The sequence below is a fragment of the Litorivivens sp. genome (genome assembly GCF_041624475.1).
In the GTDB taxonomy this organism is placed as follows: domain Bacteria; phylum Pseudomonadota; class Gammaproteobacteria; order Pseudomonadales; family Spongiibacteraceae; genus Litorivivens.
Window position 1 is genome coordinate 23,638 of sequence record NZ_JBFJUX010000006.1, and the last position, 24,538, is coordinate 48,175.

A 24,538-nucleotide genomic window follows, 5' to 3' on the forward strand; every position below is an offset into this window, starting at 1 on the left:
GCAAACAGGGAGTGTTGCACCCGCAGGTGCAACACTTTGGTGCCTTATTTTTTGATTTGCTGAGCCATCATGTTGTCGACTTTTTCAGAATAGGGCGGCAGTGTGCCTGCCAGCTTGGCAAGATTCACAAAGCCTTGGGTAAAGACTGATTTTGCGTGACTGAAGGTCCGGAATCCTTCAAAACCGCGATAGTTACCCATGCCACTGTGACCAACACCACCGAAGGGCAGATCGTCGCAGGACACATGCATGGCTATGTCGTTGACGGTGACGCCGCCAGCGATGGAATTGGCCAGCACGTGTTCGCGTTCGATCTTGTCGTTGCCGAAGTAGTACATGGCCAGCGGGCGCGGCCGCTGGTTGATAAAGCTCAGGCACTCTTCGATGGTGCGGTAAGGTTTAATGTTCAGGATTGGGCCGAATATCTCGTCCTGCATACAGCTCAGCTCATCGCTGGGGTCGACAATCAGGTGCAGCGGAATCTTGTGTTTGCTGCGATCGCTCCAGCCTTCTCCGGCGGGGTTCAATGCTTCGACGCGAACGCCTTTCTCTTTCGCCTCGTCAATGTAGCCCTTCACGCGGTCGTAGTGCCGCTCGTTGATCACGGCGACAAAGTCCGGGTTGTCCATAATGGTCGGATACAGCGTGTTGATGTTGGCTTTGCAGGCGCTGATAAAGGCTTCAAGGCGGCTGGCGGGGACAAAGCAGTAATCGGGGGAAATACACAGCTGGCCCGAGTTCATGCCCTTGCCGGCGATGATTTTCTCGGCGTATTCCTCGATGTTGCCGGAATCCGAAACGATAACCGGTGACTTTCCGCCCAGCTCCAGGGTGACAGGCGTCAGGTTTTCGGCAGCGGCTTTCATGACCAGTTTGCCGATGGAGGTGGCACCGGTGAAGATAAGGTGGTCGAACTTCAGACTGCTGAAAGCCGCACCGACTTCGGCGCCGCCGGTGACGATGGCGATTTCGCTGTCGTCAAAATAATCACGAAACAGTTTTTGCATCAGCTCGGAGGTTTTCGGTGTGAACTCCGAGGGCTTGATCATGACCCGGTTGCCGGCGCCAATAGCGTCAGCCAGTGGGCTGAAGATCATGTTTACGGGCACATTCCAGGGCGTCATGATGCCGATCACGCCCTTGGGCTGATACTGGATACGGGCGCGGGCACCAAACAGGTTCATGGGTATCGGCGCGCTGCGCTTTTCTCCCTTCATCCACTTTTTCAGGTTTTTGCGCACAAACTTGAGTGAGCCGACAGAGGTAAAGATGTCGGTCATCAGGGTGACGTGGCGCGAGCGACAGCCAAAATCTTCGTTAACCGCGGCGCAGATATCTTTCTGGTGATCAACCAGCATGGCTATGCAACGGTTGAGACGATCGATGCGGGTTTCCAGCGCTACTTCGCCTTCACGAACAAAGGCTTCTCGCTGCAGGTTTAATGTTTCTTGCAGCGGAGCAAGTACGGAATCAATAGAAGGTTGCGAGCTCATGGTTCACTCCTTATTCAAAATAAAGTCGGCGCAGCGCTCACCAATAAGAACACAGGTGGCGTTGGTGTTGCCGGAAAGTATGGTGGGCATGATCGAACCGTCTGCTACGCGCACGTTTTCAAGGCCGCGTACTCGCAGTCGGTCGTCGACCACGGCCATGTCGTCCTTGCCCATTTTGCAGGTGCCGACCGGGTGATAAACCGATTCGGCGACGCGCTTGATGTGTTCCAGCACTTTTTCGTCGGTATCCGCTTCGGGCCCGGGTTGCAGTTCACCGCGGTAGTATTTCTTCAGGCTGGGCGCGCGAAAGATTTCGCGGGTTTTCTGAACGACCGCGATGGTTTTTTCGATGTCGTTGTCTGTGTTCAGATAATTGGCGCGAATGATCGGGTGCGTCTCAGGGTTGCGGGCACGCAGGTGGACGGAACCCCGGCTGGTAGGACGCAGATAACACACGGTTGCCGTGGTGCCGGGCAGCGGATTGATGCGGCCTTTTTCGTCGGGCTCACCGGCGGCTGGCGTGAAATGTATCTGGGCGTCCGGGCGTTCCACATCGTCACTGCTGCGGAAAAAGGCGCCGACCTGTGAGGCCGGATGAATCAACAGGCCCTTGCGCTTGAAGGCCAACTTGGCAAGGTTCTTGACCATGCCGAGGGGCTTGAGTTCGTCGTGAAAGGTCGGCACATCCGCCAGAGAACACTGGGTGTTGACGGTCAGGTGGTCCTGCAGGTTTTCGCCGACACCGGGGAGGTGGTGGACGGTTTCGATACCCATTTTCTGCAGGAATTCGCCATCGCCAATACCTGAGAGTTCCAGTAACTGTGGTGAGTTGATGGTGCCACCGCAGAGAATGATTTCACCGCGACACTCAACTCGTACTTCCTGTCCTTTCTGACGGTAGCACAGGGCGACGGCTTTTTTGCCTTCAAACTCCATGCGAGTGCTGAGGGCGTTGGTTTGTACGTCCAGATTGGGACGGTTCATGATCGGCTTGAGGAAGGTCTTGGCGGTGCTCTGGCGCATGCCGTCTTTGATATTCAGCTGGTAGTAACCAATGCCTTCCTGGGATTCGCCGTTAAAGTCTTCGTTGTAGGGAATGCCGCTTTCGATGCCCGCCTGAATATAGAGCTGGGCCAGTTCCATTTTGTCGGTGGGCTCATCTACCCACAAACCGCCGCCGACACCGTGGAAGTGGTTCTTGCCGCGCACATTGTGCTCGGAGCGACGGAAATAGGGCAGCAGGTCATCGTAGCCCCAGCCGCGGTTGCCGGCAGCAGCCCAGGCGTCGTAGTCCTCGCGCTGGCCGCGAATGTAGACCATGCCATTGATGGCGCTGGAGCCCCCCAGCACTTTTCCTCGCGGCCAGTCCAGCTCCCGGTGGTTAAGCATGGTCTCGGGCTCGGTTTTATAGCACCAGCTGGATTTCGGGTCTTTCATGGTGAAGGCGAACCCAAGCGGAATATGCAGCATGGGATTGCTGTCCTTGCCGCCCGCTTCGAGCAGAAGAACTCGCCGCGAAGCCTCGCGGCTCAGGCGATTGGCGAGCGCGCAGCCGGCTGAGCCAGCGCCAACAATGATGTAGTCGTAGGTCTGGGTCATCACAGATTCCGTACAGGCTGAATTGGTTGATTGTACCCCCGTGGGCCGGGCACTATGGTCGTCAATTACTATACGGTTGTAAAGTGAAAACGGTTTCGGGGTATTGAAGTCGCGATTAATTTTTAGACATGAAAATGGGCTTTTCAAAGGGTGTAGACGGCGGGATCAATAATGAAAGGGCCAGAAACGAAAAAGGCCCGCGGTTGCGGGCCCTTAGAGCATAGCGAACGAGATCAGCTACGTTTGCCAACTTCCTCGCCAATCAGCTTGATGACAGCATCAATTTCATCTTTCTTGAGCTTGCCGTCTTTGACAAAAAGGATCTTGCCGTCCGCGTCGAGCACAATCAGAGCGGAGCCCTTCGGTTCAAAGCCCCAGGTCTTCAGGCCTTGGCCTTCCATATCGGCCACCATGGTGGACATGGGGTATTCACGCTTGTTCTTTTCCAGCTCGGACAAGGCCCAGCTAGAGGCGCCAAAGGTCACATCATCCAGATTGACCACGGTGGTCACGTGGTGCAGCTCCACCGGATAGGCCGTTTCTTCCAGCTTGTCGGTAAAGGGACGAATCGCTTTCTCGGCGGAGGGACGGGCCGCCATGTACTGAATAATCTGTACCTGACCTTGGGTATCGAGGTTTTCCGTGCTCCAGGGTACGTAAACAATCTCCTGTTTGGCATCCAGCGTCAGCTCACCCTTGTCGGTGAGGTAGAGCTCGGGCAGGGCGTCGCCTTTTTGCAGGGCTGCTGCGGACAGTGGCAGCAGGGCGGCAAAAAGCAGGGCAATAATACGGGGCATAGTGTCTTCCTTTGTTATTGGTCACCGGTTACGGCGAGCAAAAGCTTATCACAGCTGGGTTAGTTGGAAAGGATTGTAGCGTCACAGTGTTAATGACAGCTGAACACCCATTAAGTGCCGATATGAACAATAACTTTGCGCTGGCCGCTGTAGTGGCGGTGCTCCCACAGGTAAATGCCCTGCCATGTGCCCAGCGCCAATTTGCCGTCGATTACCGGAATCGACAGGCTGGTTGCGGTCAGCGCGGCTTTGATATGGGCGGGCATATCGTCCGGGCCTTCGAGGGTATGGGTGTAGAGCGGGTCATTTTCCGGCACCAGACGGTTCAGCCAGTTTTCCAGATCGGCCTGGGCTGAGGGATCGTAGTTTTCCTGTATCAGGAGGCTGGCGGAGGTGTGTTGTATGAAGAGAGTGCAGAGGCCTTCGTTTTGCTTGGCCTCGGCAACCACGTTTTCCACCTGTGAGGTGAAGGTGTGAAGGCCTTGGCCGTTAATAGTGATTTGCAGTGTTTTGATCATGGAGAAAAAAGGGTGGCCGTGGCCACCCCATATTTCGAAGTTAACTAGATGTCACTACAGCCATCATCGGGATTAATGTCAATAGTCGGATTGTCGATAGGACAGGCGTCAGCGCCGTCAAGGTGACCATCACCATCGGTATCGTCGTCGTTCGGGTCTGTTGTCGGGCTGCCGTTAACTTCGTCGCCGTCGTTTCTCCCATCGTCATCGCTGTCACTGTCATTTGGGTCAGTGTTGTGAGTAGTTAGCTCCTCATTATCATTTAGGCCGTCGCCATCAGTGTCTTCATTCGTTGGGTCTGTCTTGGGCGTGCCATTAATTTCGTCGTTATCGTTACGTCCATCGCCGTCAGTATCTGCCTTTTCCGGTTCGGTACCGTGCGTATCGACTTCATCCTTGTCGATTAGGCCGTCCCCGTCGGTATCATCACAGGCATCGCCTTCCAGGTCATCGGCCGGACCATAAGTATTGGCTTGGTCGGGATTCTTGATCAGTGGGCAGTTGTCATCGCATCCCGTCGACTCGCCAGTCGTACAGACGTTGTCGGTGGTGCTGCCGCTGTTATCGCCATCATCGAGAATGCCGTCACCATCGACATCGTTGTCACACACGTCGCCACGGCCATCACCATCTTGATCGGCTTGATTGGTGTTAGCGTTGAAAGGACAGTTGTCGTAGCAGGACGAGCTATTGCCGCCAGTGCATTGACTTAGCGTGCCCTGTCCCTGATCCGGAATGGTGTCGTTGTCGTCGTCGGTATCGCAAACATCACCTTCGGTATCGCCCAAGGCTGAATCGTTGTTGGCCTGATCCGGGTTGGACACGGTGGGGCAGTTGTCGCTTCCGTCGACCACTGAGTCATTGTCACTGTCCTCGCAGGCATCGCCGAGTACACCACCTACAGTGTTTTCCTGTTCGGGGTTAAAGGCTGCCGGGCAGTTATCGTCACAATTGGTTTTAACGCCATCAGGACAGGCGGTGAAGACTTGTTTGGTGTCTCCGGCACCGTCGTCTAGGATGCCATCCCCATCGAAGTCAGCTTCGCATGCATCGCCGACACCATCATTGTCGGAATCAGTCTGATCGTTGTTGGCTACCAGTCGGCAATTGTCTTTGCCATCCGGAATGCCATCGTCATCTTGGTCCGGGCCGGCGGTCAGAATTTCAACGATGGTTCTATCACCTTCGTCAGATTTGCAGCCCTGTAACAAACCCAGTGCGGGAAGGGTAAGTAGCAAGGCCATCAGTGCGGATTTGGTATTTGAGTTCATCCCTGGGTTCCTCACTTCTGAATTCGGAATTCAACGCGACGGTTTTTCGCGCGGCCAGTGGCGGTGGAGTTGGTGGCAATTGGCTGTGATTCGCCATAGCCTACCGCCCGCATACGGCTACCTTCGACTCCCGAGCGGACCAGGAAAAACTTCACTGAATCGGCGCGTTGTTGGGACAGTTCCTTATTGAGGGTGGCGCTGCCAAGAGAATCGGTGTGGCCTGCAATTATCAGTTGCAGCTCAGGCTGGTTGATCAGGAAACTGGCGATATCCGTGAGCGTTTCGATGGAATCACCGGTCAGTTCGGCAGAGCCGGTTTTGAATGTGACACCTTCGAGTTTCACGGTCTGTGCTTTCTGGGCGCAGCCGTATTGGTCAATCTTGGCGCCGCGCAGCGTGTTGGGGCAGCGGTCTACGCCATCGATGACACCGTCGTTGTCGGAGTCTGCGGTGGCAACTGGTACTTCGCGTACGACTTCTTTTACCTGAACGACGGTGTTGGTAACTGTCTTGCGGCCCAGCGGCAATTCAAAACCCAGACTGAAATGACCGTCTTCAAAACCGTCGGCAAATTCGCTGATAACGTAGCGCGCGTCGGCGCGCAGTTTCAAACCGATATCGAACAACTCGGGAGAGGTGATACCAAAACCAACGTTGGAGAAAAAGCTGGTTTCGTCTTCACTAGGGCGGCCGGCGAGAGGATAAACGTCATCGCGTACCGCACCAATGCCTATCAACAGAAAGGGGCGCACACCGTCAGCACGGCCAAAGCGGTAGGCAAGGTCCACACCGGCATGGAGTTGGTAGTAGTCGGTGTAGCCGCCAATACCATTCTCAAGCACGTTGTAGGCGAGGTTACCTTCCCAATGCCAGCCATTTGAAATCTGGCGGCCGAAGCCGAGACGGAAACCCATGCCATCGTCATCATAGATGGCACGCTCATTGTCTTGTACCACGTAATAAGCCTGGGAGAAGAAGTAGCTGTCTTTGCTATTTGTATTTTCGGCGGTTTGTGCTGTGCTCAACCCGGCGGACGCCATCGCGAGCGCTGCGACGGTTGTTTGCATGCGACTTGGCATCGCTGCTCTCCTTTTTTGAACATTATTTTTAAGCGCAAAAGGATACCAGCTATCAAAAGCCAGTTACACGATTTTGGTTATTTGAGACGTTGCAGTAGTGGTTTTTGTTTGAAAAATAATCAGCCGGTATCAAAGGAAAGCGATCGCATGCTGCAGTGCTCAAGGGAGAGTGGAGGGTAGTCGGTCATGCTCAAGCGGTCATCAGGTCGCGCCGCGCCGGCGATACACAGCAGCGGCAGATAGTGCTCAGCACTGGGTACGGACAGTGAAGCTCCGGGCAGAGTGGAATAGTTCGTAATTGCCTGAAAGTTTCGCTGAACCAGAGCTTCCGCGACGGCCTTATCAAAAGACTGAGCCCAGTCATATGGGCCGTTAGGGTTGTGCAGCCACCTCTGTATGTTATGCACGATATTACCGCTGCCGATCAGCAACACGCCCTCATCGCGCAACCAACTTATTGACTGGCCCAGTTCAAAAAAGCCTTGTGGTGACAAGTCCCGGTCAAGACTGATTTGTAATACCGGAATGCGAGCTTCAGGAAATAGATGAACCAGCAGTGACCAGCTGCCGTGATCCAGGCCCCAGTCGTGGGCCACTTCAATTTGCCCGGCGGAGCGGTGGCTGATCTGTGCAGCCAGCGACGGGCTGCCCGGGCAGGGATAGCGAATTTTGTGGAGGGAGTCGGGAAAATCCCTGAAATCATGAATGGTGGGCGGTTGTTCGTTACCGGTCACAAAGGTGCCCCTGGTTTCCCAATGTGCAGAGATGCAGATTATTGCTCGCGGAGAACGCTGATTGGCGATGAATTGCCGCCAGTCCTGTGTATAAGCATTGGAATGCAGCGCATTCATCGGGCTGCCATGGGCTAGAAATAGTGCGGGCTGGGTCATTCTGATGGCTCCGGTAATTCCGCGCTGCAAAACCGACAAAAGCGCGCGTCTTGCTCATGGCCGCCACGCTCGCAGTGGCTGCATCTCACCGGGCGGCGCTGACGCTGGCTCTCTTGAATCAGTTCTGCGCTGAAGATTCCCGTGGGTATGGCGATAATGGCGTAGCTGGTAAACATCGCTATTGCCGCTACAAACTGCCCGACAGGTGTCTGCGGTGTTATATCACCATAGCCTACAGTCGTGATGGTAACAATCGCCCAGTAAATGCTTTTCGGCAGGCTGGTAAACCCTGATCGGGGCCCTTCAATCACATACATCAGCGAACCGAAAATCACCACCACGGTAATGACGCTGAAGCCAAAGATGATGATTTTGCGCCGCGCTGCAACCAGAGTGCGTATTAGCAGGTTGGCGTCGGCCAGATAGCGAAGCAGCTTCAGCACCCGGAAAATACGCAGTACCCGCAGCAGGCGAATGACCAGCAGTTGTTGAGCGCCGGGGAACATCAGTGCCAGATAGCTGGGTAGAATGGATAGCAGATCAACTAACCCGTAAAAACTGAACAGATAAGCCCTGCGGTTGGGTGAGCAGTAGAGCCGCGCCAGAAACTCTAAAGTAAAGATGATGGTAAAAAACCATTCGATACCGAAAAACAGTTCGCCGTAACGTTGATTTAATGGTGCGACGGTGTTGAGAAGCAGTATCCCGACACTGCAAAGAATCGCAGCGATCAGCAGCAAGTCAAATGTTTGGCCTGCACGGCTTTCGGTGCCGAATATGATGTCGTACAGACGGTTTTTGAGTGGCATGGCTACTCCACGCTGGCAATCATGGCGGCCGTCAGAGTGGCCAGATCCTCATTGCTCATTATATAGGGGGGCATGGTGTAAACCAGCTTGCCAAAGGGCCGCACCCACACACCGTTGTCGACAAAGCGCTGCTGATGAGTGCGCAAATCCAGCGGTGTTTTCAGCTCGATCACGCCGATTGCACCCAACACCCGTACATCGTTGACACACTCCAGAGTGCGGGCCGGTTCAAGGCCTTTGTTCAGCGCGGTTTCGATACGCTGGATCTCCCCCTGCCAGTCCTGGGACAGCAGCAGGTCAATACTGGCGTTGGCAATGGCGCAGGCTAAGGGGTTGCCCATAAAGGTCGGGCCGTGCATAAACGCGCCGGCTTCGCCTCGGCTGATCACATCGCTCACCTCATCGCTACACAGCGTGGCTGCCAGCGACAGGTAGCCTCCGGTAAGGGCTTTGCCCAGGGCGAGAATATCCGGGCTGATCCTGGCGTGATTCGCCGCAAATAGCTCTCCACTGCGACCAAAACCCGTGGCGATTTCATCGAACACCAGCAGCACATTGTAGCGATCACAGAGCTCCCGGAAGATTTTCAGATAGCCAGGGGAGTAAAAGCGCATGCCCCCGGCGCCCTGGACGACCGGTTCCACAATCAGCGCGGCGAGTTCCTGGTGGTGCTGGGAAAACAGCGCTTCGAGGGCGACAATGTCGTCGTCCGCAGGTTGCTCATCAAAGCCAGCTTGCGGGGCGGGGGCGAAATGATGCTTTGGCAGAATGTCGCTGAACAGGTGGTGCATGCCCGTCACCGGGTCGCACACGGCCATCGCGCCGAAGGTGTCGCCGTGATAGCCGTTGCGCAACGCCAGTAGCTTGTGTTTTTGCGCCTGTCCGCGCGAGGCCCAGTACTGCAGGGCCATTTTGATAGCAACTTCCATGGCGACGGACCCCGAGTCGGCGATAAACACCCGATTCAAGCCTTCGGGGGTCATTTCAACGAGCTTCTGACAGAGACTAACCGCAGGGGCGTGGGTCAGCCCGCCAAACATGACATGCGACATAGACTGTAGCTGCTCGGTGGCCGCCTGGTTGAGCGCAGGGTGGTTATAGCCGTGAATGGCGGACCACCAGGAAGCCATGCCGTCGATAATTTCGCGACCATCCGCCAGTGTCAGGCGCACGCCATTAGCGCTGATCACCGGAAACACCGGCGGGGGGTTATCGAATGAGGAGTAGGGGTGCCAGACGTGCTGGCGATCCCAATCGGAGAGATTTGAAGTCCATTCGGCGGGCATGAGGCGCGAAGTTACCTGAAGGTTGACTGTGGAGGCCGTTGATCATTGCTGGCAGGCGTGGAAATTACGTATTTCTGCCAACGCTTGGCAATGCTAACGTCCACCCTGTGAGGAAGGCCCTAGCAGCCTTTTACCATCGGATGATACAGGCGAGGATTCCATGCAATCAAGTCAGAGAGAAAGACGAATTGGCGTAGACAGCGTCCCGGAGAGCCTGGAGTCATATCTCAATGCGTCGCAAATCTCCACTCTCCACAAGGTCGAGCACTTCGGCTGGGCGCTGAAGTATGTGCGCCGACCGCTGTTTATGGAACCGGTGCCGATCCTGATACATCAGGATATGGGCACTTATGCGGTACTCGAAATGGACGGCAGCCTCAATCGCAATGTGGATGTGGCGCTGCGGTTCTGAAACCGGGGCCTCTAGCCACTATCGTTAATCTAGGCGACTAGTAGCCCGCGAGAGAGCGAATCAGCCACGCTGTCCAGGCATTGGGTAGCAGTTTGCGCAGCAATCGCAGGGTGCCGTACTTGAGCCCTACCACGTGGTGAACTCGCGGCGTAGTCAGTGATTTCAAAACTACCTTCGCAATATCTTCCGCTCTTAGATCGACCCCCATGCTGTCGATGATCTTACTTTCATTGCCTTGCAGCAGTGGTGTGCGCACAAAAGAGGGCTCTACCGCGGTTACGTGAATGCCGTGCTGCTTCCACTCAATATTCAATGCCTCGGTAATACCCTTTACCCAGAACTTGGTTGCCGAATAATTGGCCAGGCTTGGTATGCCGTAAACCGATGAGGCCGAGGACATGGTAATTGCCCAGGATTGCTCCCGTTGCTTCAGATATTCAAATGCGAAATAGAATCCGTCCAGCACGCCGCGAATATTGATATCGATTGCCAGGTGGTGACGCTCCAGCGGGATCTGCTCGAAGGGCGCGATATCCATAATGCCCGCGCAGTTAAAGATCGCATCCAGGTGACCGACGGAGGCCACATAAGCATCGATAGCCGTTTTCAGCTCGTCAGATTGGGTAACGTTACAGATGTGAACGCTGCATTTGTCGGCGCCAAGCTCCTGTTGCAGGTTGTCCAGTGCCTCGCGGTTGATATCGAGCAGGCCGATATGCCAGCCTTCGCGCGCCAGCAATTCAGAGGTCGCACGACCAATGCCAGAGGCGGCGCCGGTGATGATAATGGTTTTCATGGTGTTGCTCCGTTGCTTAAGCAGCGTCTAAGGAAGACGCGGGTTGAATTTGCGGCGGTCGCTGCCATTCCGGTGGCTTCCACAGATGGGCAAGGCGCAGATGCAGCGGGCCGGGCGCCAGCATGTCGCCAAACATATCCCGCCACTCGTGGAAATTCAGTGTGAACAGGTTGCGACTTTTCACCTGCCGCGGAATACCGTAATCGACCGGCTCTTCGTCCAATTCAGGCTGGAAGGTGCCGAACAGACGATCCCAGATAATCACGATGCCGCCATAGTTTTTGTCGATATAGACATCGTTGCGACCATGGTGAGCGCGATGATGACTGGGCGTATTGAAAATATACTCGACCAGCGGTGACAGGCGCCCGACCGACTCGGTATGGACAAAATACTGGTAGGCCAGGTTGATAGAATAGGCCACCATCACGGCCGCCGGCGGAAAGCCAGCCAGAATCAGAGGTACCCAGAATATCTGGCTCAGATTCAGCGAGTAGGTCATGCTCTGCCGCATGGCCGTGCTCAGGTTCATGTGTTCGCCCGAGTGGTGAACCACATGGGCGCACCAGAACCAGCGAATCCGGTGGGAGGCGCGGTGAAACCAGTAGTAGAAAAATTCCTGGGCGAATAACAGAACCGCCCACATGGACAGGGTCATTTCAATGGTGGTCAGCCGGAACTCCCAAAGGAGCGCCATGGCCAGGCCGAGGAAGAGGGCGTGGTAGAGCAGCTCGACGAGCTGATAGCTCGCACCAAGGCTGAAATTGGTGAAAATATCCGCGAGCTGGAAATGCCCCGTGCGTTTGCGGTGGCGCATCACCAGATACTCCAGCGCCAGCGCCAGCATAAACACCGGGGTGAGCGACATCAGCAGCATCTGCTTCGGCTCTGGTGAATGCCCGGTCAGGGCAATGTAATAATCAATCCAAGCGGTCATAGGTCCCCCTATCGTGAGGCCCATCATGCCGAAAAGATGAAAAGACTAATTGACCGCCACGGACAGTTTTTTGATAATTGGCGCCATGCAGCGCGAAGCCTATATCTCCACCGCTTACGTCGGCCTGCTTTTCGAGTACCTGAAGGGGCGCGGTTATGACCCGGAAGCGCTGCTTGGAGCACCCTGGCCCGACACTTCCAGCGACCCGCTCGGACGCTTTCCCATGTCCGAATGGCAGCGCCTGCTGAATCGTGCCAACGACGTTTTACAGATGCCTGCCATGGGCATCGAAATTGGCCGGCTGATAACCCCGGCACATATCGGTATTCTCGGCTACGCGCTGCTGGCCTGTACCAATCTGGCTCAGGCCCTGTCGCGATTAGAGCGTTACGTTCGGCTGATCTATGACCACGGCCCGATGGATACCCACTTCAAAGGCAACAGTATCGAGCTGGAGTGGGGGGAGAGCTGTGTTCAGCCGGGCCAGTTGGTGGATGAAGTGGCGATTACTGCGCTGGTGCAGTTTGCCCGCAATGTTACGGATCGCCACCTGACACCGGAATATGTGTGTTTTCTCAACCCCGAACCCGCCGATGTCAGTGTCTATGAACGCTATTTCGGCTGTCCCGTGGCCTTCAATCAGCGCAGCACCATTGTACGCTTTCCCATTGAGTCGCTTGAGCTGCCCCTGCGTCAGGCGGACCCGGCGCTGCTCAGTATTCTGGAGACGCAGGCCGACAAACTGCTGGCGGAACTGCCTCAGGGCGATGGCTTTGACCAGAAGGTGAGGCTGGCGATTTCGCGGCATTGTCGTAGCGGCAGTCCGTCTCTGGAGCAGGTCGCCTCTGATATGAAAATGTCCGGTCGCAGCCTGCAACGCAAGCTTCAGAAACGCGGGCTCAGCTTTCAGGTGCTGCTGGATGAGACTCGACTGACCCTGGCCAAGGATTATCTGCGGGAAGGGCATCTGCAGTTAACGGAAGTGGCGCAGATGCTGGGCTATTCCGAACAGAGTGCTTTCAATCACGCCTTTCGTCGCTGGACGGGTATCTCGCCGCGCAAATTCCGGCAGATGCACTTCTCCAACTGAGGCCACAACGAAAAACGCCCGGCAATAACCGGGCGTTTGATGAGGGCCGGACCGGCACTTAGTACTCGTAGCGGAACTCGAGGCCGTAAGTGCGGGGTTCACCGTAAAAGCTGAAGAAGGTGCCCAGCGATGAGCCTACCGAGGCGGCGCCGGGAAGGTAGCGTTCGTCAGTCGCATTTTTTACAAAGGCGGCAACGGTAGTTGTGTAGTCCGAGTTAGCCCAGCTAAAGCGCAAATCCACCAGCGTTTTGGCGTCGTCTCCTGCGAGTGATTTGTCTCGCTCGTAGGCCTCGAAAGAGCCGCGGTCCAGCCCCAGATAAATTTCGCTTTTGTACGAGGCATCGATGCGCGGCGTGAACGAACCGATAGAGGTGTCCCAAGTGTATTGGATACCGATGGAGTAGGTCTCTTCTGGAGATACCGGGAAGGGCTCGTCGGTGCGATCTACCACCACGGTATTACCCAGCGAGGCCTGCAGGAGATCGCGGTCGCTGAACTCAGTAAATTCGTAGTCGTTATAGCTGGCCGAGAAATTCACCAGCATATTGGCAGAGGGCATCCACTGCACCTCCAGCTCGGTGCCATGGATCTCGGAGTTACCCGCGTTGTCGAAGACCACCGCGAGATTGCCGGCCGAATCGGTTTGTACCTGAATCAATTGCTGATCGGTAAACTCCATGGCGTAAATCGCGCCGTTGATACGCAGTGAGCGTTGCAGGGCCTCGATTTTGTAGCCGAACTCGAGGTTTTGCACTTCTTCTGGTTCAACCTGCTGCAAGCCATCCTGCACACGTGGCTCGAAAAAGCCTGACTTGAAACCGTCGCTGTAGGTTGTGTAAAGCGTGACGCTGGAGAAGAAACCGTCGCCCAAATCGGGAATGGTGTAAGACAGCGAGGCCATCGGCGTTACCTTGCTGAAGGTCTTTTCCTTTGACTGATCGAGAAAGGGCGTGTCGTTCATCGGGAAGTCGTCAATCCCGTTGCCATCTTCATCAGTAAACAAGGCGGCGACGCGGCCTACAGGGTCAAGTGCCCACGGCAGGGTCGACTGACACACGCCGGGTAGCGCAGGTCCCAGGCAGGCACCGACCAGGCCAGCAGCACGCATACGGTTTTCGATGGCGGTTGTGTCGGCTTGCGTCAGTACCAGGTTCGATTCGCGGGTTTCAGAAGTCCAGCGCAGACCCAGTGTCAGCTCCAGAGCCGGCGTAATGTCAAACGAGGTCTGCACATAGGCGGCGAGTGTATTATTTGTCAGATCGAATTCATTTTGCTGGATGGGGTTGCCCGTTACTGCGCCGACAAAGGGGACGCCGCCGGTAGCGGGTGGTTGGGTCGGTTCCTGTCCTGCGCCAAGTTCAGCAATAGTCTGAGAATCCAGGCCGCCGAGGCCAGAGACGAGCGTAAAGGGCTCGAAGTTTTCTTCGAGCATATAAAACAGACCGCCGGTGTAACGCAGTCGATCTTCGAAGAATCCACCGCTGAACTGCAGTTCAGCGCTCAGCGATTTTTGCTCGCTGTCACCGTCGTTGTGAGACTCGGACCAGTTGCCGGGGCCGCCATCCTGATCGCTGGTAACCAGTGGGCCTTTCTCAGCTTTGCGCGCGCCGAACACCCCTTTGATTTGGTGGTCAGGGCTGTAGAACCAGTTTACCGTTGCGCCGATCATGGCTTGCTGCTGATCCCAATTGAGGTTTGGGTGGGCCCCTGTGTTGCTGTTCAGTTCTCCCAGCCGTTCCGCGGAGTTGGATTCGCAGTTTTCGCGATAGGCAGTGGGTTGGTCAGGCCGGGTGTCGCCCGGCCACATCAGATACAGGCCTTCCAGAAACAGGGCCTTGTCGTTGTTAATGCGGCAATTGTTGTGTTCCAGTGTGTCGTCCCGGTCGCTGAGGAACAGCAGGGTATCCACAGAGACGCTATCGCTGGCATGCCAATTGGTTTGAATCAGGGCTGAAAGGCGGTCCACTGAGCCGCCTTTTTGGCCAGACACAACATCTTCGGTAAATCCGTCGCGGCGGCGGTTATTAACCGCAAATCGCATCGAGAAGTCATCTGTAATGGGCTGTGTCCAGGCGGCGCGGACGGTTTGCGCACCGAGGCTGCCGAGGGTCACATCTACATAACCTTCCTGCGTGTCGCCGGGCTTGGCCAGGGTCAGTACCATGGCCCCACCCGTGGTGTTTTTGCCGAATAGCGTGCCCTGCGGGCCGCGCAGAACCTGCACGTTTTCGATATCTACGGTATCGAGCAGCTGGCTGTCAGAACGAGGAATAAACAGATCGTCGAGATAGACCCCGACAGTTGGGTCAACCCGGGCAAAGCCCGACCGCTGACCAACGCCTCGGATATAGATCTGGGTGGCCCGGCCCTGGCTGATTTCCAGACTGGGTACGCTTTTGGTCAGTTCGCTGGTATTGGCTATGCCCCGTTGACGCATGGCGTCACCGGAAAGTGCCGATACCGCGACCGGCGCAGTCTGCAGGTTTTCTTCCCGGCGGCGAGCCGTAACCACTACTTCCTCAAGTACAGCCCTCTTCATCGGGGTTTTGGCTGTGGCGGCCTGGGCGGCGGTGTCGGGAGACTCTTGCGCGTGCGCGCTGCCTAGGAGAAGTGAAGCACCCATCAGGGCTGCGGCTGAGAGAATATTGGTATTGGTGTCTTTTTTGCTCATGGTAATTAACTTCTTATATTGTATCGTGAACAAGGGCGGCAGTTTACGTGGAGTAGATTCTCGTCAAGGGTTACAGTCTATTCATCTTTTGCTGCACCGTTATTGGGCAAAGCCGGGTAAGCCTACCATGCTGAAATCAAAGCAGCAGGTGGTGATTGTTGGCACTTAAGGAGGACGCATGAAAGGTGTGGTTCTGGATTTTAACGAAGACACCAGTCGCGGAATTATCGCCGCCGAGGATGGCAAGCGTTACGAGTTCGCTGGCATCAACTGGTTGTCGGAGCGCTACCCCGGGAGCGGCATGCATGTGGACTTTGAGGCCCAGGACGAGCGAGCAGAAAACATTTATCTGGATCCCTGCCTCAACAAGATTGTGGAAAAAGACCGGATGGCAGCTGCCTTACTGGCCTTCTTCTTCGGCTGGCTTGGTTTTCACAAGTTCTATCTCGGTCACAAGCAGCCAGCTACCATTATGCTCTGCGTTTCTCTGGGCGGTTTGTTACTGCTCGCCATTCCGACGCTGGTGATGATGGTGATCGGCTTTATTGAATTTATCATCTACGTGACCTGCTCGGACGAAACCTTTGATCGGGTTTACATTCACGGCAACAGGGACTGGTTTTGATGAAGACGCGCAAAGAGAAAGACAGCCTTGGGAGCATTGAGGTGCCGGTTGATGCGCTTTACGGTGCCCAAACCCAGCGAGCCGTGGATAATTTCCCGATCAGCGGCCAACCCATGCCCGAGGATTTCATCCAGGCAGTGGTGCAAATCAAGCGCAGCGCAGCGCTTGCCAACGCAGAGCTGGGCGCCTTACCGGCGGATATTGCCAAGGCCATTGTGGGCGCCTGTGATCGCTTGCTGGCCGGTGAGCATGCGGATCAGTTTCCGGTCGATATTTACCAGACCGGATCCGGCACCAGTACCAATATGAATGTTAACGAGGTAATCGCGAGACTAGCCAGCGATGCCCTGAAGCAGACGGTTTCCCCGAACGATCACGTCAACTGCAGTCAAAGCAGCAACGATGTTATTCCCACCGCGATTCACCTCTCGGCGAGCACTTCTCTGCAGGGCGATCTTCTGCCTGCGCTGCAGGCCCTGCAAAACATAGTGCGCCGTCGTGCAGCAGAGTGTGCGGCGCAGATCAAAACTGGTCGCACACATCTGATGGACGCCATGCCCGTGTCATTGGGGCAGGAGCTAGAGGGCTGGGCGGATCAGCTCGACAAGTGTGGCTCCCGTCTGCAACAGCATCTGGCGTTTCTCGCCCAGCTCGCTCAGGGCGGCACGGCGGTGGGTACCGGGGTTAATGCGGAAGAGGGTTTTGCCGGCGCTTTTGTCGCCCAACTGAATAAGCTGACGGGCGCTCATTTTGTCGCCCCCCAGCGGCGCTTTGATTTGATGGCGAGCCAGGACACCGCTGTGGCGCTGTCGGGGGAACTGAAAACACTGGCGGTGGCGCTCAGTAAAATCTGCAACGATTTGCGCTGGATGAACAGCGGGCCGCTGGCGGGGCTCGGTGAAATCCAGCTGCCCACTCTGCAGCCGGGCAGCAGCATCATGCCGGGCAAAGTGAACCCGGTGATCCCCGAAGCGGTATTGATGGTGGCGGCCACGGTGATTGGCAACGACACCAGCATAACGGTCGCGGGGCAGTCGGGTAATTTTCAGCTTAATGTCATGCTGCCGCTGGTGGCCAGTAAACTGCTGGAATCGATTAAGTTACTGAGCAATGCCTGCACCGTATTGGGTGAAAAAGCGGTATCCGGGTTTACGGTCAACGAACCGGCGTTGCAGGCGAATTTAGCAAAGAATCCGGTGTTGGTGACTGCGTTGAATCCGGTGATCGGCTACCTGAAGGCTGCCGAGATTGCCAAGCGCGCCTACGCGGAAAATCGGCCCATTATCGATGTTGCCGAAGAGGACACGGACATTCCGCGTAGTGAGCTTGAACGCCTGCTCGACCCGGCCCGTTTAGTCTGAACGATTCTTAATGCTTTGCCGCACCAGCGGCAGCACATTCTGTAGTATTTTGGGCTGTGCCTGTTCGTTGGGGTGAATGCGATCGGCCTGCATCAAACTTGGATTCAGCGCGATGCCGTCTAGCAGAAAGGGCAGCAACAGTATCTGTCGCTCGCGCGCAACCTGGTGGTAAACCGCGTGAAAAGCCTCGGTATAAGTCCTGCCGTAATTGGGCGGAATTTGCATGCCCAGCAACAAAACGTCTGCGCCATGCGCCTCAGCCAGATCGATCATGTCATTGAGGTTCTGTTTGAGCAGGGCGACCGGCTGTCCCCGCAGCCCGTCATTGCCGCCGATTTCAATGATGACTAACTCCGGTGCGAAGTGATCCAGCAGGGCGGGCAGGCGGGCCTTGGCGCCGCTGCTGGTGTCGCCGCTGATACTGGCGTTGATCACTTTGTGCTGACTGAGTTCGGCATCGAGCAGACTGACCCAATTGGCCTGCTCCGGCACGCCGTAACCAGCGCCGATGCTGTCGCCCACCACAAGAATCTGAGCATGACTGGCGCTGGACAGAAAAAATGCCCAGCATAGGGCACCAATCAGACGCCACGGGCGTATTAAGGTTTTAGCAAATGGAGCAGATCTGGATTTCATGATTCACGCAGAGAATGTGAGCAAAAGGGTACAGGTCGCCGACAGCGAGTTGTGCATATTGAAAGGGACGTCCCTTGAAATCAAGCGCGGCGAGTCGGTGGCGATCATTGGTCCTTCGGGATCAGGCAAATCGACCCTGCTGGGTTTGCTCGCCGGCTTGGACGAGCCGACCGACGGCGATATCTGGCTGGCGGGCGAACACCTGAACGCACTGGATGAGGACGGTCGCGCGGCGCTGCGCTCAAAACTGGTGGGTTTTGTGTTTCAGTCCTTTCAACTGCTCCCGGGTTTGACCGCACTGGAAAACGTCATGCTGCCGCTGGAGCTGCGCGGCGACCGCAGGGCCGCCAAAGTGGCCCGAGACTACCTTGAGCGGGTCGGCCTGGCCCATCGCCTTGACCACTACCCACGCCAGCTGTCAGGTGGTGAGCAGCAGCGGGTTGCACTGGCGCGAGCGTTTGCACCGCAGCCGGATATTCTGTTTGCGGACGAACCTACCGGCAATCTGGATGCGGAAACCGGCGCCAGTGTGAATGATCTGCTCTTCAGCCTTAATGCCCAAAGCGGTACGACACTGGTGTTGGTAACCCACGAACCGATACTGGCAAGGCGTTGTGCTCGCCGTATCACTCTGTCGGCGGGTGAAATCATTGAGGACAGTGGCGAGGTTGTTCCCGCATGAATCACCTGCGCTGGTTGATGCGTGAATGGCGCGGCGGCGAGTTGGCTTTGCTCTTGGTGTCACTGGTATTAGCGGTGACTATCGTCAGCGGCGTCGCTGGCTTCGCCGATCGTCTCCAGCGCGGTATTGTCGGTGAAAGCCACAAGTTTCTGGCAGCCGATCTGGTGTTGAAAACGCCGCGGTCCCTACCTGATAGTGCGCTCAATAAACTTCCCGCCGTGGTTGAAAGAGCGCTGGTTGTCGAATTTCGCTCCATGGTGGTTGCGGAAAATGCGATGGAGCTGGCCTCGATCAAGGCAGTATCGGACAGCTATCCCCTGAAGGGCGAGTTGACGGTCAGTGAGACTCCCTTTGGCGCCGCGCAGACCACCCGTGAGGTTCCTGCGCCCGGCAGGGCCTGGCTCGATTCACGGTTGTTCCCGCTGCTTGGGTTGGAGGTGGGCGGTGCTTTGCAACTGGGCGAACTGACTCTGATTGCAGAAAGGGCATTGCTCACCGAGCCTGATCGCGGCACCAGCTTCTACGGCATGGGCCCAAGAGTTTTGATTAACGCCGCCGATGTGGCGCGCAGCGGCGTGGTGCAGGCGGGGAGTCTGGTGGATTACCGCTATCTTTTTGGCGGCACAGAGGAGCAGCTGCAGGCGGTGAAAGCCAGTTTGCAGCCTGAACTTACCGCCAGCGAGCGCTGGCAGGGGCTGGACGACAGTCAACCACAGATTGCCAAAACCCTGCAGCGAGCTGAACGTTTTCTGTTATTGGCCGGCAGTTTTGGTGTTGCCCTGGCCGGCGTAGCGGTTGCCTTGGCAGCGCGACGCTACAGTCAGCGACATCTGGATACCGTGGCCGTCATGAAAGCACTGGGCGCGGGCAGCCGGCAGGTGACCGGCCTCTATGTAGGGAATATCCTGCTGCTGGCGATTCTGGCCACCTTGGTAGGCTGGGTCTTGGGGTTGGGTGTGCAAAATGCATTGTTCGCCATGATCCGAGACCTGGTCGGCTTTTCACCGCCGGCCGGCACGCTGCGGCCGCTCCTGGCCGGTGCAATTACCGCATTGCTATGTGTGGTGAGTTTTGCCTTGCCGCCGGTGCTGCGATTGCGCAGCGTACCTCCACTCAGGGTGCTGCGGCGCGATCTGGGCAATGAATCGCTGAGTTCCGGGGTTAGTGCTTTTGCCGGCATCGGTGGATTGTTTCTGCTGATGCTCTGGTATACCGGCTCGATTGAACTGGTGTTGGCTGTGCTGGTGGGTGTCAGTGCGATTCTCGGCCTGGCCGGGATTCTGGTGCTGCGTCTGTTCAGTGCCATGCGGCGTTGGGCGCAGGGTGCTGGCGGGGTATTGAAACTGGCGCTGTCGGCGATGGTGCGACGCCGACAGGCCAATGCTTTTCAGGTGGTCAGTCTCGCGCTGGCGTTGATGGTGCTGTTGTGTATTATCGCCGCGCGCTCAAGCCTTATGAAAGAGTGGCAGCTGCAGCTTCCCGCCGATACACCCAATCATTTCCTGGTTAATATCGCGCCTGATCAGGTCGGCCCGGTTAACGACTGGTTTGAGCGGCAGGATATCGACAGCGCCGGCCTCTTTCCTATGGTGCGTGGCAGACTGGTGACTATCGACGGCAGGGATGTTCAGGAAATTCCTGAAATTGAGGCCAATCGTGGCAGTGTAAACCGGGAGATCAACCTGAGCTGGAGTGATGCGCTGCCCGGTGACAATCGCCTGACGGCAGGTCAGTGGTGGCCGGATGCCTCTGCAAGCCTGCCACGGGTTTCCGTTGAAGACGAGTTTGCCGAGCGCTTGGGTATTTCTGTTGGCACGAAGCTTGGCTTTCGTATTGGCGGCCTGCCTCTGGAAGCTGAAGTGACCAGCCTGCGGAGTCTGAGCTGGGACAGTATGCGCCCGAACTTTTTTCTGCTGTTTGAACCCGGCGTGCTGGACAACTACCCCTCGTCGTCGATAACCAGCTTTTATCTCGACGCCGCGGACAAGGTCTTGCTGAATGATCTGCTGCGGCAGTTTCCTACCATCACTTTGATCGAAATGGATGCAGTGATCAGGCAGGCGCGCACGGTGGTGGAACAGGTATCGGCCGCTCTGGAACTGGTGCTGGTGCTGATTATCGGCTGTGCCCTGCTGGTGGGCGTGGCCAATATTCAGGCGAGTCTGGATAGTCGGCTGCATGAAAATGCGATTCTGCGAACGCTTGGCGCCTCACGGCAATTGATACGAACCTGTCTGCTGGCGGAATTTGCGATGATCGGGCTGGTGGCTGGATTGCTTGCAGGTGTTGGTGCCGAGCTTTGTCTGTACCTGATTCAAACCCGCCTGCTGGACATGAGCGCGTCCTGGCATCCCTTGCTCTGGGTTGTCTCGCCGCTGGGCGCGGCCTTGGTGGTGGCGGTTTCTGGGTGGTGGTTCTGTCGGGAGGTGATCGTGGCGCCGCCGCTGCAGGTGCTCCGGCGCCTGTAGCGGCGGCAAATGCTGATCAGTCTGCGTGAGTCTTGAGGCCTTCGACCATGATCTTGAGAGATTTCTGGGCCTGACTGTCGAGATCGTGGTAGTAGCCGAAGCTGTCGCCGTGATCGAGTATCAAGGTGGCAACGCCGTGCACGCCAGCCCAGGCGGTGTGGGCCATGCTGGGAATGTCGTCTTTACCGAAGATGTTCTGCTCGGCGCCGCGCTCAATAATGCGCTGTACATAATAGAACGCTTCACGGCCCGCGGAGAACAGCTCGGTGTATTGCTTGCGTGGCAGCAGTACCGGGCCGAACATCAGGCGGAAAATCTCGGTATTTTCCTGAGCAAAATGCACGTAGTCCATGCCGAGGCTGATCAGATCCTGAACCGGGTCTTCACCGCTGGCATGGGCATTGAGTTGGTTAAGCAGTCGGCTGAATCCCTCGGTCGCCAGCGCCGCCAGTAGGGCATTTTTATCCTTGAAATGACGGTAGGGCGCGGTTTGAGAGACGCCAATCTCCCGAGCCAATGCACGCAGGCTGAGTTCGTTGATACCACCTTCAAGCAGGTGCTTTTCCGCATGGGAGAGGAGTTCTTCTCTCAGATTGCCGTGGTGATAGCTGGAACTGCTGTTATTACTCATAAAGGTTTATCTGTCGTGTGCTTATGAATTAGGGTTGCGTTCATTATGTAGCCCTGCAAAGGGTGGTGGAGCGCAACGCAGACTGCGGCTAGGGGCTTGATAGGGGCCTGTTAGCGACAGAAACTGACAATAGGGCGCCATTTTTAAGGAAAAGCCCGAACAAGGCAAGCCAAGTGTCAACATTAACAGGGGGAGATAGGGATGAATTTGGGCTTAGCGGGTAAAACGGTGATGGTGGCAGGTGCCAGCCGAGGCCTGGGCTTCGCCATTGCCCAGTGTCTGCAGGATGAAGGTGCGAATGTGAGCCTCAGCAGCAGCAATCCCAAGGCGATTGCAGCGGCGGGAGAGGCCTTGCCCGGCAGTCACGCCCAAGCCTGCGATGTGCGCAATGCAGACGATATTGCCGACTGGGTGGCACAGACCGTCAACCGTTTTGGCGGTATTGACGCGCTGGTAGTCAATGCCGGCGGCCCACCGCCGGGCGGTTTCAGGGATTTCGATGATGCCGACTGGCAGGGTGCCTTTGAGCTTACCCTGCTCAGCGCAGTGCGACTGGTGCGGGCGGCGCTGCCGGCGCTGACTGAACGGCAGGGCAATATCCTGTTTATGACCTCGTCGTCGGTCAAGGAACCCATCGATTTTCTGTTGTTGTCCAATGTAATGCGCTCGGGCGTTGCCAGCCTTGCGAAAAGTCTGTCGCGGTCTCTGGCCGTCGACGGTCTGCGGGTGAACTGCATTGTTCCGGGGATTGTCGAAACCGATAGAATCAAGGCGCTGGTGGCCAATCAGGCGAAGGCCAAGGCTGTTACCGCGAAGGAACAGCGGGCGCAGATGGAAGCCCAGGTACCCATGGGCCGATTCGGCAGCCCCGACGAGTTCGCCCGAACCGCCACATTCTTGCTGTCACCGGCGGCCAGTTACATCAACGGTGAGACGGTTACAGTGGATGGCGGTACCATGAAAACGCTGTTTTGAATTCAGAAAAGGAGGCTGCATGTCCCCGACGCTGACCCACATTGCGCTGCATGTCAGCGACCTCGAGGCCAGCAAGGCATTTTATCAAGCCTTTTGCGGGCTTGAGGTCTGCCACGAGCGCCACGATGGCGGCAAAACCATACTCTGGCTGGCTGAGAAAGGTCGCGAGCATGAGTTTATTCTGGTGCTGATTCCCGGCGGTCCCGGCCGCCCCCAGTCAGAAAAAGATTTCAGTCATCAGGGTTATGCGCTGGAAAGCCGAGAAGCTGTGGATGCCATTGCCGAAAAGGCTGAACGCGAAGGTTGCTTGCTCTGGCCTCCCCGTCAGGAGGCTTATCCGGTAGGTTACTACTGCGGTTTGCGTGATCCTGACGGTAATGCGGTGGAGTTCAGTTATGGTCAGCCACTGGGGCCAGGCGCGGAGGGTTAATCCGCATTGCCTGCTGGCCTGCGTGTAAAAATCGGATACAAAAAAGCCACCCAAAGGGTGGCTTTTGTTTTTCAGTGAGCGTGTATCACGGCAGCAGGTGCTGAACCGCGTCGCGCTCTTCCGCCAGTTCCTGCTCGGTAGCAGTCATCTTGGCACGGCTGAAGTCGCCGACTTCAACACCTTGAACGATTTCCCAGTCACCGCCTTTGCAGCGGCAGGGGAAGGAGTAGATCAGGCCTTCAGCGATATCGTAGCTGCCATCGCTGTAGACGCCCATGCTGACCCAATCGTCGCCCTCAGTGCCCAGCGCCCAGCTGCGCATGTGGTCGATAGCTGCGTTGGCGGCAGAGGCGGCAGATGACGCACCACGGGCCTTGATAATAGCTGCGCCGCGCTGCTGTACAGTCGGGATAAAGTCGTTTTCGTACCATTCCTGATCCACCAGATCGGTGGCTTTCTTGCCGTCTACCTTGGTGTTGAACAGATCAGGGTACTGGGTGGCAGAGTGGTTGCCCCAGATGGTCATGTTTTTCACGTCGTTGACGGTTTTGCCTGTCTTCTGGGCAATCTGGGTCATGGCGCGGTTGTGATCCAGACGCGTCATGGCAGTAAAGTTACGCGGGTCGATGTCCGGCGCGTTGCGCTGGGTGATCAGGGCGTTGGTGTTGGCCGGGTTGCCGACAACCAGCACCTTGATGTTTTTGCTGGCGTTGTCATTAATGGCTTTGCCCTGTACCGAGAAGATCGCGGCATTGGCTTCCAGCAGGTCTTTGCGCTCCATGCCGGGGCCGCGCGGACGGGCGCCAACCAGCAGCGCGTAATCGGTGTCTTTGAACGCAACGTTCGGGTCATCAGTGGTTACGATGTCGGCCAGCAGCGGGAAGGCGCAATCATCCAGTTCCATTTTCACGCCTTGCAGGGCGTCCATGGCAGGAGTGATGTCCAGCAGTTGCAGAATCACGGGCTGATCGTCGCCCAGCATGGCACCGGAAGCGATGCGGAACAGCAGGGCGTAACCGATTTGACCGGCAGCACCGGTGACAGTGACACGAACGGGTTGTTTCATGAGTACAGATTCCTGT

General features: G+C 56.5%; 23 protein-coding genes. 8 read left to right on the forward strand and 15 right to left on the reverse strand.

The features are described 5' to 3' along the window. Positions 1-44 precede the first annotated feature (44 nt). The 9 genes from ABY734_RS08570 to bioA all read right to left on the reverse strand — a co-directional run bounded on the left by ABY734_RS08570 (position 45) and on the right by bioA (position 9,742). The gene (locus ABY734_RS08570) at positions 45-1,493 is read right to left on the reverse strand and encodes a coniferyl aldehyde dehydrogenase (protein ID WP_372778570.1); all 1,449 of its coding nucleotides are present in this window, start codon (positions 1,491-1,493) and stop codon (positions 45-47) included. 3 nt (positions 1,494-1,496) lie between these two features. After that, entirely contained in the window at positions 1,497-3,092 is a 1,596-nt protein-coding gene (locus ABY734_RS08575) for a GMC family oxidoreductase (protein ID WP_372778571.1), read from the reverse strand. A 233-nt stretch (positions 3,093-3,325) separates the two neighbouring features. Continuing rightward, entirely contained in the window at positions 3,326-3,889 is a 564-nt protein-coding gene (locus ABY734_RS08580; RefSeq protein ID WP_372778572.1) for a YtfJ family protein, read from the reverse strand. 110 nt (positions 3,890-3,999) lie between these two features. Next, on the reverse strand, positions 4,000-4,407 hold the full coding sequence (locus tag ABY734_RS08585; RefSeq protein WP_372778573.1) for a secondary thiamine-phosphate synthase enzyme YjbQ: 408 nt from the start codon (positions 4,405-4,407) through the stop codon (positions 4,000-4,002). A gap of 44 nt (positions 4,408-4,451) precedes the next feature. Then, positions 4,452-5,678, reverse strand: a complete 1,227-nt coding sequence (locus tag ABY734_RS08590; protein ID WP_372778574.1) for a thrombospondin type 3 repeat-containing protein — start codon at positions 5,676-5,678, stop codon at positions 4,452-4,454. Between the two features lie 11 nt (positions 5,679-5,689). Then, positions 5,690-6,757, reverse strand: coding sequence for an OmpA family protein (locus ABY734_RS08595; protein ID WP_372778575.1), 1,068 nt, complete (start codon positions 6,755-6,757; stop codon positions 5,690-5,692). Positions 6,758-6,876: 119 nt separating this feature from the next. Next, entirely contained in the window at positions 6,877-7,647 is a 771-nt protein-coding gene (ygiD, locus tag ABY734_RS08600; RefSeq protein ID WP_372778576.1) for a 4,5-DOPA dioxygenase extradiol, read from the reverse strand. Beyond that, complete coding sequence (locus ABY734_RS08605) at positions 7,644-8,456, reverse strand: ion transporter (RefSeq protein ID WP_372778577.1); 813 nt, start codon at positions 8,454-8,456, stop codon at positions 7,644-7,646. Before ABY734_RS08605 ends, ygiD begins: the two co-directional genes overlap by 4 nt. Before the next feature lie 2 nt (positions 8,457-8,458). Then, the gene (bioA, locus tag ABY734_RS08610) at positions 8,459-9,742 is read right to left on the reverse strand and encodes an adenosylmethionine--8-amino-7-oxononanoate transaminase (RefSeq protein WP_372778579.1); all 1,284 of its coding nucleotides are present in this window, start codon (positions 9,740-9,742) and stop codon (positions 8,459-8,461) included. Positions 9,743-9,902: 160 nt separating this feature from the next. On the opposite strand from bioA, the gene ABY734_RS08615 reads away from it, so the two are divergent. Next, complete coding sequence (locus ABY734_RS08615; RefSeq protein WP_372778580.1) at positions 9,903-10,154, forward strand: hypothetical protein; 252 nt, start codon at positions 9,903-9,905, stop codon at positions 10,152-10,154. A 37-nt stretch (positions 10,155-10,191) separates the two neighbouring features. Here ABY734_RS08615 and ABY734_RS08620 read toward each other — a convergent pair whose 3' ends face one another. Both ABY734_RS08620 and ABY734_RS08625 read right to left on the reverse strand, forming a co-directional pair. Beyond that, complete coding sequence (locus tag ABY734_RS08620) at positions 10,192-10,950, reverse strand: SDR family oxidoreductase (RefSeq protein ID WP_372778581.1); 759 nt, start codon at positions 10,948-10,950, stop codon at positions 10,192-10,194. A gap of 16 nt (positions 10,951-10,966) precedes the next feature. Continuing rightward, on the reverse strand, positions 10,967-11,887 hold the full coding sequence (locus ABY734_RS08625; RefSeq protein WP_372778582.1) for a sterol desaturase family protein: 921 nt from the start codon (positions 11,885-11,887) through the stop codon (positions 10,967-10,969). A gap of 49 nt (positions 11,888-11,936) precedes the next feature. Between ABY734_RS08625 and ABY734_RS08630 the strand changes: the two genes are divergently transcribed. Next, positions 11,937-12,977: an AraC family transcriptional regulator gene (locus tag ABY734_RS08630; RefSeq protein ID WP_372778583.1), complete on the forward strand. Its 1,041-nt coding sequence runs from the start codon at positions 11,937-11,939 to the stop codon at positions 12,975-12,977. Positions 12,978-13,035: 58 nt separating this feature from the next. On the opposite strand, the gene ABY734_RS08635 is transcribed toward ABY734_RS08630, so the two are convergent. After that, the gene (locus ABY734_RS08635) at positions 13,036-15,648 is read right to left on the reverse strand and encodes a TonB-dependent receptor (RefSeq protein ID WP_372778584.1); all 2,613 of its coding nucleotides are present in this window, start codon (positions 15,646-15,648) and stop codon (positions 13,036-13,038) included. Between the two features lie 178 nt (positions 15,649-15,826). On the opposite strand from ABY734_RS08635, the gene ABY734_RS08640 reads away from it, so the two are divergent. Together ABY734_RS08640 and ABY734_RS08645 are read left to right on the forward strand one after the other, a co-directional pair. Next, positions 15,827-16,273 carry a TM2 domain-containing protein gene (locus ABY734_RS08640; protein WP_372778585.1) on the forward strand — a complete coding sequence of 149 codons (447 nt, stop codon included), beginning with the start codon at positions 15,827-15,829 and terminating at the stop codon, positions 16,271-16,273. Further along, positions 16,273-17,634 (forward strand): class II fumarate hydratase, encoded by a 1,362-nt coding sequence (locus ABY734_RS08645; RefSeq protein ID WP_372778586.1) that lies wholly within the window; start codon positions 16,273-16,275, stop codon positions 17,632-17,634. Before ABY734_RS08640 ends, ABY734_RS08645 begins: the two co-directional genes overlap by 1 nt. Here the strand turns inward: ABY734_RS08645 and ABY734_RS08650 are convergent. Further along, on the reverse strand, positions 17,626-18,234 hold the full coding sequence (locus ABY734_RS08650) for an arylesterase (RefSeq protein WP_372778689.1): 609 nt from the start codon (positions 18,232-18,234) through the stop codon (positions 17,626-17,628). The genes ABY734_RS08645 and ABY734_RS08650 overlap by 9 nt on opposite strands. A 34-nt stretch (positions 18,235-18,268) precedes the next feature. Here ABY734_RS08650 and ABY734_RS08655 point away from each other — a divergent pair, with 34 nt between their 5' ends. Together ABY734_RS08655 and ABY734_RS08660 are read left to right on the forward strand one after the other, a co-directional pair. Continuing rightward, positions 18,269-18,952 (forward strand): ABC transporter ATP-binding protein, encoded by a 684-nt coding sequence (locus ABY734_RS08655; protein WP_372778587.1) that lies wholly within the window; start codon positions 18,269-18,271, stop codon positions 18,950-18,952. Further along, positions 18,949-21,420, forward strand: a complete 2,472-nt coding sequence (locus tag ABY734_RS08660) for an ABC transporter permease (RefSeq protein ID WP_372778588.1) — start codon at positions 18,949-18,951, stop codon at positions 21,418-21,420. Before ABY734_RS08655 ends, ABY734_RS08660 begins: the two co-directional genes overlap by 4 nt. A gap of 16 nt (positions 21,421-21,436) precedes the next feature. On the opposite strand, the gene ABY734_RS08665 is transcribed toward ABY734_RS08660, so the two are convergent. Then, the gene (locus ABY734_RS08665; protein WP_372778589.1) at positions 21,437-22,051 is read right to left on the reverse strand and encodes a TetR/AcrR family transcriptional regulator; all 615 of its coding nucleotides are present in this window, start codon (positions 22,049-22,051) and stop codon (positions 21,437-21,439) included. A 201-nt stretch (positions 22,052-22,252) separates the two neighbouring features. Between ABY734_RS08665 and ABY734_RS08670 the strand changes: the two genes are divergently transcribed. Continuing rightward, complete coding sequence (locus ABY734_RS08670; protein ID WP_372778590.1) at positions 22,253-23,026, forward strand: SDR family oxidoreductase; 774 nt, start codon at positions 22,253-22,255, stop codon at positions 23,024-23,026. Between the two features lie 19 nt (positions 23,027-23,045). Next, complete coding sequence (locus tag ABY734_RS08675; protein ID WP_372778591.1) at positions 23,046-23,456, forward strand: VOC family protein; 411 nt, start codon at positions 23,046-23,048, stop codon at positions 23,454-23,456. Between the two features lie 85 nt (positions 23,457-23,541). On the opposite strand, the gene ABY734_RS08680 is transcribed toward ABY734_RS08675, so the two are convergent. After that, the gene (locus ABY734_RS08680; protein WP_372778592.1) at positions 23,542-24,522 is read right to left on the reverse strand and encodes a malate dehydrogenase; all 981 of its coding nucleotides are present in this window, start codon (positions 24,520-24,522) and stop codon (positions 23,542-23,544) included. Positions 24,523-24,538 lie beyond the last annotated feature (16 nt).